Origin of the sequence: Amycolatopsis sp. NPDC051106, assembly GCF_040682775.1 — a bacterium.
Lineage (GTDB): Bacteria > Actinomycetota > Actinomycetes > Mycobacteriales > Pseudonocardiaceae > Amycolatopsis.
This window is the reverse complement of record NZ_JBFBBQ010000182.1, coordinates 1-7,004: the sequence shown is the minus strand read 5'-3', so window position 1 is coordinate 7,004 and position 7,004 is coordinate 1. Positions and strand designations below refer to the sequence as shown.

General features: G+C 75.5%; 1 protein-coding gene. It reads left to right on the top strand.

Translation table 11 applies throughout. From position 1 onward, the window contains the following. Positions 1-105: 105 nt before the first annotated feature. The coding region (locus AB0M83_RS48135; RefSeq protein ID WP_364529434.1) for an SDR family NAD(P)-dependent oxidoreductase at positions 106-7,004 on the top strand (6,899 nt) is incomplete at its 3' end.

Genomic DNA, 7,004 nt, shown 5'->3' with positions numbered 1-7,004 from the left:
CCGGCGGCCTGCGCGAGGGCAAGGGCGCGGACAAGAGCGGCGGGCTGCTGCTCCCGCCCGCGCCGCTCGCGAAAGCCCACGAGGTCGAAGGCCACATTGGGGCGCTTGGTTCCGTGGGTCCTGTCCGGGCGGTCCGAAGGTGCGCTGCGCGACGCTGCCCGCGACCTGCTGCGGCTGCGGGACAGCGACGTCGCGGACGTGGCCGCCGGCCTGGCCGGACGCGCCGCCTTCGAGCACCGGGCCGTCGTGCTCGGCGCGGACTTCGCCGAGCTGGCGGCCGGCCTGGAGGCCCTCGCGGCCGGCGGCCCGGCGGCGAACCTCGTCCAGGGCAGGCAGATCGCCGGGAAGACGGCGTTCCTGTTCTCCGGCCAGGGTTCGCAGCGCGCCGGCATGGGCGCGGAGCTGTACGAGCGGTTCCCCGTGTTCGCGGACGCGTTCGACGCGGTCTGCGCGCTGATGGACGCGGAGCTGGACCGGCCGTTGCGCGACGTCGTCTTCGGCGACGCTTCGGCGCTCGACGAGACCGGGTACACCCAGCCCGCGTTGTTCGCGGTCGAGGTGGCGCTGTTCCGCTTGCTGGAGTCGTGGGGCGTCCGGCCGGACTACGTGGCCGGGCACTCGATCGGCGAGCTGGCCGCGGCGCACGTCGCCGGGGTGCTGTCCCTCGAGGACGCTTGCCGGCTGGTGGCGGCCCGGGCGAGCCTGATGCAGGCGCTTCCCACGGGCGGCGCGATGCTGGCGGTGCAGGCCACCGAGGACGAGGTCGCCGCCGTGCTGGGTGACGGCGCGGGTTTCGCGGCGATCAACGGTCCCCAAGCGACCGTCGTGTCCGGTGAGGTCGAAGCCGTCGAGGCGATCGCGCGACACTTCGCCGGACTGGGCCGGAAGGTCCGGCGGCTCACGGTGTCGCACGCGTTCCACTCCGCGCTGATGGACCCGATGCTGGACGCGTTCGCGGCCGTCGCCGACGGCCTGACCTTCCACGCGCCGAAGATTCCCGTGGTGTCCACTGTGTCCGGTCGCCTGGCCGGGGACGAGATCCTGACCCCGGTGTACTGGGTGCGCCAGGTCCGCGAGCCGGTGCGGTTCGCCGACGCCGTCGCCGCGCTGAGCGGGCTCGGCGTCACCGGGTCCGTCGAGCTGGGCCCGGACGGGGTGCTCGCCGCGCTGGCGCAGGAGATCCTGCCCGCGACGGCGACGCTGCGGAAGGACCGGCCCGAGGAGCGGACGCTGCTCGCCGCGCTGGCCGCCCTCCACGTCTCCGGGCACACCCCGGACTGGTCCGCGATCCTGCGGCCGGCGTCGTTCGTCGTGCTGCCCACCTACCCCTTCCAGCGCGAACGCTTCTGGCCGCGCACGCCCGAAGCCGGCGCCGCTCCGGCGAACGTCGTCGACGGCGAGTTCTGGGCCGCGGTCGAGAGCGCGGACCTGTCCGCGCTGGCCTCGACGCTGGACGTCGCCGAGGCCGAGCTGTCCGGCCTCGAGACCACCCTGCCGCTGCTCGCGCGGTGGCACGGGAACCGCGCGGACCTGTCTACTGTGGACAATTGGCGCTACGCGGTGAACTGGCGCCCGCTGACACCGGCCGAAGGAAAGCCCGGCACCTGGCTGCTGGTGCTCCCGGAGCGCGGCGTCGAGCCGGATGCCCTCGTGTCGCTGACTTCCGGTCTCGACTGCGTCCCGGTGCGCGTCACCGACCTGCCCGGCATCGCCGGTGACTTCGCCGGGGTGCTCTCGTTGCTGGCTCTCGACGAGCGGCCCGCGCCGGACGCCCCCGCGATCTCCGCCGGGCTCGCCGAGACCGTCCGCCTCGTGCGGGTGCTCGGCGACGCAGGGATCACCGCACCACTGTGGTGCGCGACCTCGGGCGCGGTCTCCGTCGGCCGCACCGACGCGGTCCGCAGCGCGACGCAGGCGGCGTTCTGGGGCTTCGGCCGCACCGCCGCCGTCGAACACGCCGACCGCTGGGGCGGGCTCGTGGATCTGCCCGCCACCCTCGACGACCGCGCGGTCGCCCGGCTGGCGAGCGTGCTCGGCGGCACCGAAGACCAGGTCGCCGTCCGCGACTCCGCCGTCTTCGCCGCGCGCCTCGAACGCGCCCCCGCCACCACGTCCGGCCCGTCGTGGCGGCCGCGCGGCACGGTGCTGATCACCGGCGGGACCGGGGCGCTCGGCACCGAGGTCGCCCGCTGGCTGGCCCGCACCGGGGCCGACCACCTCGTGCTGACCAGCCGCCGGGGCCTCGACGCCGCCGGCGCGCCCGAACTGCGCGACGAACTGACCGCGCTCGGGGTCACCGTGACGATCGCGGCCTGCGACGTCACCGATCGCGAAGCCGTCGCCGCGCTGGTCGAGGGCATCGACGGGCTGCGGGCCGTCGTGCACGCCGCCGGGGTCGCCCAGTCCGCGCCGTTGTCCGGGCTCGGCGTGGCCGAGTTCGCCGGGTTCACCGCCGCGAAGCTGGCCGGCGCCGAGAACCTGGACGCCGTCCTCGGCGACCGCGAGCTCGACGCGTTCGTGCTGTTCTCCTCCATCGCGGGCGTCTGGGGCAGCGGCGGCCAGAGTGCCTACGCGGCCGCGAACGCCTACCTCGACGGCCTCGCCCGCCGTCGCCGCACGGCCGGGCTGGCCGCGACGTCGGTGGCCTGGGGCCCGTGGGCGGGCGGCGGCATGCTGGCCGACGAGGGCGCGGAGGACCACCTGCGCCGCCGCGGCCTCCGGCCCCTGGACCCGCAGCTGGCGATCACCGCGCTGCGGCAGGCCCTCGACGCGGGCGACACCGCCGTCACCGTCGCCGACGTCGACTGGGCGCGGTTCGCGCCCGGCTTCACCTCGGTCCGCCCGAGCGCGCTGCTCGGCGACCTGCCCGAGGTGCGCGCCGCCCTGGACGTCCCGGTCGGGGAAACCCGGCGCCAGGACCTGTCCGCCGACGAACTGCTGGACCTCGTCCAGCGCGAAGCCGCCGCCGCCCTGGGGCACGCCGACCCGGCGTCCGTCGTGGTGGACCGGCCCTTCCGCGACCTGGGCTTCGACTCCCTGACCGCCGTCGAGCTGCGCAACCGCCTGAGCGCGGTCACCGGGCTCAAGCTGCCTTCGACGCTCGTCTTCGACCACCCGTCGGCGACCGTCCTCGCGGACTTCCTGGCCGGTGAGCTGTTCGGCACCGAGGCCGCCGCGGTCCCGGTGCAGCGCGCGGCGGACGCCGACGAGCCGATCGCGATCGTCGGCATGAGCTGCCGCCTGCCCGGCGGGATCACGTCGCCGGAAGAGCTGTGGCGGCTGCTGGCCGACGGCGGCGACGCCATTTCGGCGTGGCCCGAGGACCGCGGCTGGGACGTCGAGGGCCTCTACGACCCCGACCCCGACGCCGAAGGCAAGAGCTACTCCCGCGACGGCGGCTTCCTGACCGGCGCCGGCGAGTTCGACGCCGCGTTCTTCGAGATGAGCCCGCGCGAGGCGCTGGCGACCGACCCGCAGCAGCGGCTGCTGCTCGAAAGTTCCTGGGAGGCCCTGGAACGCGCCGGGATCGACCCGCGGTCCCTGGCCGGGAGCCAGTCCGGCGTGTTCGTCGGCGCGGGCGTCTCGGGCTACGCCGCCGGCCTGCGCGAGGCCCCCGAAGGCCTCGGCGGCCACCTGCTCACCGGCAACGCCGGCAGTGTCCTTTCCGGCCGGATCGCCTACCACCTCGGCGTCGAAGGCCCGGCCGTCACGCTGGACACGGCGTGCTCGTCGTCGCTGGTCGCGCTGCACCTCGCCGCCCGGTCCCTGCGCTCGGGCGAGTGCTCGCTGGCGCTGGCCGGCGGCGTCGCCGTGATGGCCAACCCCGCCGCGTTCGTCGAGTTCAGCCGGCAGCGCGGCCTCGCGCCGGACGGCCGCTGCAAGGCGTTCGCCGACGGCGCCGACGGCACCGGCTGGTCCGAAGGCGTCGGCATGCTCGTGCTGGAACGGCTTTCCGACGCCCAGCGGCTCGGCCACACCGTGCTCGCCGTCGTGCGGGGTTCCGCGGTGAACTCCGACGGCGCGTCCAACGGCCTGACCGCCCCGAACGGCCCGTCCCAGCAGCGGGTGATCCGGGCCGCGCTCGCCGACGCCGGTCTCGCACCGTCCGATGTGGACGCCGTCGAGGGCCACGGCACCGGCACCCGGCTCGGCGACCCGATCGAGGCGCACGCCCTGCTGGCCACCTACGGCCGCGACCGTGCGCACCCGCTGTGGCTGGGCTCGCTGAAGTCCAACCTCGGGCACACCCAGGCCGCGGCCGGGGTCGCCGGGGTGATCAAGATGGTGCTCGCCCTCCGAAGCGGGTTGCTGCCGAAGACCCTGCACGCGGAGCAGCCCTCGTCCGAAGTGGACTGGACGGCGGGCAGCGTCTCGTTGCTGACCGAAGCGATGCCGTGGCCGGCCGACGATCGTCCGCGCCGTGCCGGGGTTTCCGCGTTCGGGGTCAGCGGCACCAACGCGCACGTCATCGTCGAAGAGGCGCCCGCGACCGAACCCGAGCTGCCGCGGCCGCGGCGCACCGGGCTCGTCCCGCTGGCGCTGTCCGGCCGGTCGGAGGCGGCGCTGCGGGCGCAGGCCGCGCGGCTGCTCGATCTCCCGGAGACCGACCCGGCCGACCTGGCCTGGTCCCTGGCGGCCACCCGCTCGGCGTTCGAGCACCGCGCCGTCGTGCTGGCCGGCGACGACGCCGGACTGCGGGCCGGGCTCGCCGCACTCGCGGAGGGAACCAAGTCCGCCGCGGTGGTGCGCGGGACGGCCGCCACCGGCCGCACGGCGTTCCTGTTCACCGGGCAGGGCGCGCAGCGGATCGGCATGGGCCGCGAGCTGTACCGCGAGTTCCCCGTGTTCACCGAAGCGTTCGACGCGGTGTGCGCGCACTTCGACGTCGAGCTGGACCGGCCGCTGCGCGGCGTCATCGAGCACGGCGAGCTGCTCGACCGGACCGAGTACACCCAGCCCGCGCTGTTCGCGGTCGAGGTGGCGCTGTACCGGCTGCTCGAAGACTGGGGGGTGCGACCGGACTTCGTCGGCGGCCACTCCATCGGCGAACTGGCCGCCGTGCACGTCGCCGGGGTGCTGTCCCTCGAGGACGCGTGCACGCTCGTCGCCGCCCGCGCGCGCTTGATGCAGGCCTTGCCCGAGGGCGGGGCGATGGTGGCCGTCGCGGCCACCGAAGACGAGGTCACGCCGCTGCTTACCGACCGCGTGTCGCTGGCCGCGGTCAACGGGCCGTCGTCGGTCGTCCTTTCCGGCGACGAAGACGCCGTGCTCGCGGTGGCCGCGGTGTTCGCCGAGCGCGGGGTGAAGACCCGGCGCCTGAAGGTGAGCCACGCGTTCCACTCGGCCCGGATGGACGGCATGCTCGCCGCGTTCCGCGCGGTCGCGGCGGGGCTGACCTACCACGAGCCGGCCGTGCCGGTGCTGTCGAACGTCACCGGCGCGCTCGCGTCGGCGGCCGAGCTGGGCGACCCGGCGTACTGGGTCCGGCAGGTCCGCGCCACCGTCCGCTTTGCCGACGGCGTCCGCGCGCTGGCCGGGCGTGGAGTCACCCGGTTCCTCGAACTGGGCCCGGCGGGTGTGCTCTCCGCGATGGTCGCCGAGTGCTCGGACACCGCCGTGGTCGCCGAGCCGTTGTTGCGCGCCGACCGCCCCGAAGTCCGCACGCTGCTGTCCGCGCTCGCCGCGTTGCAGGTCGACGGCGGCGGGGTGGAGTGGGCCCGGGTGCTGCGCGACGGCGTGCGGGTCGAGCTGCCCACCTACGCGTTCCAGCGCGAGCGGTACTGGCTGGAGGTTCCGGACGTCGACGGCGACCCCGCGTCGCTCGGGCAGTCCGGCGCCGGGCACGGCCTGCTTTCCGCGGCCGTGGAGCTGGCCGGTACCGACGGCGTCGTGCTGACCGGGCTGCTGTCCGCCGAGGCTTCGCCGTGGCTGGCCGAGCACCGCGTCGACGGCGAGATCCTGTTCCCCGGCGCGGGGTTCGTGGAGCTGGCCCTGCGCGCGGCCGACGAGGCCGGCTCCGACCAGGTCGAAGAGCTGGTCCTGGAGGCCCCGCTGGTCCTGCCCGAGCGCGGCGGCGTGCCGGTGCAGGTCCGCGTCGAGGCCCCGGACGGCGCCGGACGGCACGCGTTCGGCATCTACACCCGCGCCGAGAGCTGGGTGCGCCACGCGACCGGCTTCCTGGCCACCGGTCTGTCCACTTCGGACAATCTGACGGAGTGGCCGCCCACGGGTGCGCTGCCGATCGACGACTTCTACACCCAGCGTGCGGCGGCCGGGTTCGCTTACGGGCCGACGTTCCAGGGCCTGCGGGCGGCGTACCGCTCGGGCGACTCGGTGTATGCCGAGGTCGCCCTGCCGGCGGGGACTTCCGCCGACGGCTGGGGAGTGCACCCGGCGTTGCTGGACGCGGCCTTGCACGCGCTGGCCTTCGCCGATCTGCCGGGGGACGGCCTCCTGCCGTTCTCCTGGGCGGGCGTGAGCCTGCACGCGACCGGCGCGACGGGGCTGCGGGTCCGCCTGCGCCCGGTCGGCAGCGCCGTCGAGCTGACCTTGGCCGACCCGGCCGGCCAGGTCGTGGCCGTGGCCGAGTCGGTGGTCCTGCGCCCGATGACCCGGCCGGCGCCCGCCGCCACGCACCACCGCGTCGAGTGGGTCGTGAGTGGGAAACAGTGTTCCAACCCTGTTTCCCCCGCACGACCGGCCGCGGCGATCGGGGACCTCTCCGGGCTCGGGCTCGGTGACCTGCCCACCTACCAGGAGTTCGCCGAACTGGCGGCCGCGGGCGAGGTGCCCGAGGTCGTGTTCGCCTCCTGCCGCCCCGACGACACCGAGGACCTCACCTGGGCCGTGTGGGCTTCGGCGCAGCGGGCGTTGGCGCTGGTCACGGCCTGGCTGGTCGACCCGCGGTTCGCCGGGTCGCGGCTGATCTTCGTCACCCGGGGCGCGGTCGCCGTGACCGCCGGCGAGGTGCCGGACGTGGTGGAAGCCGCCGTCTGGGGCGCCGT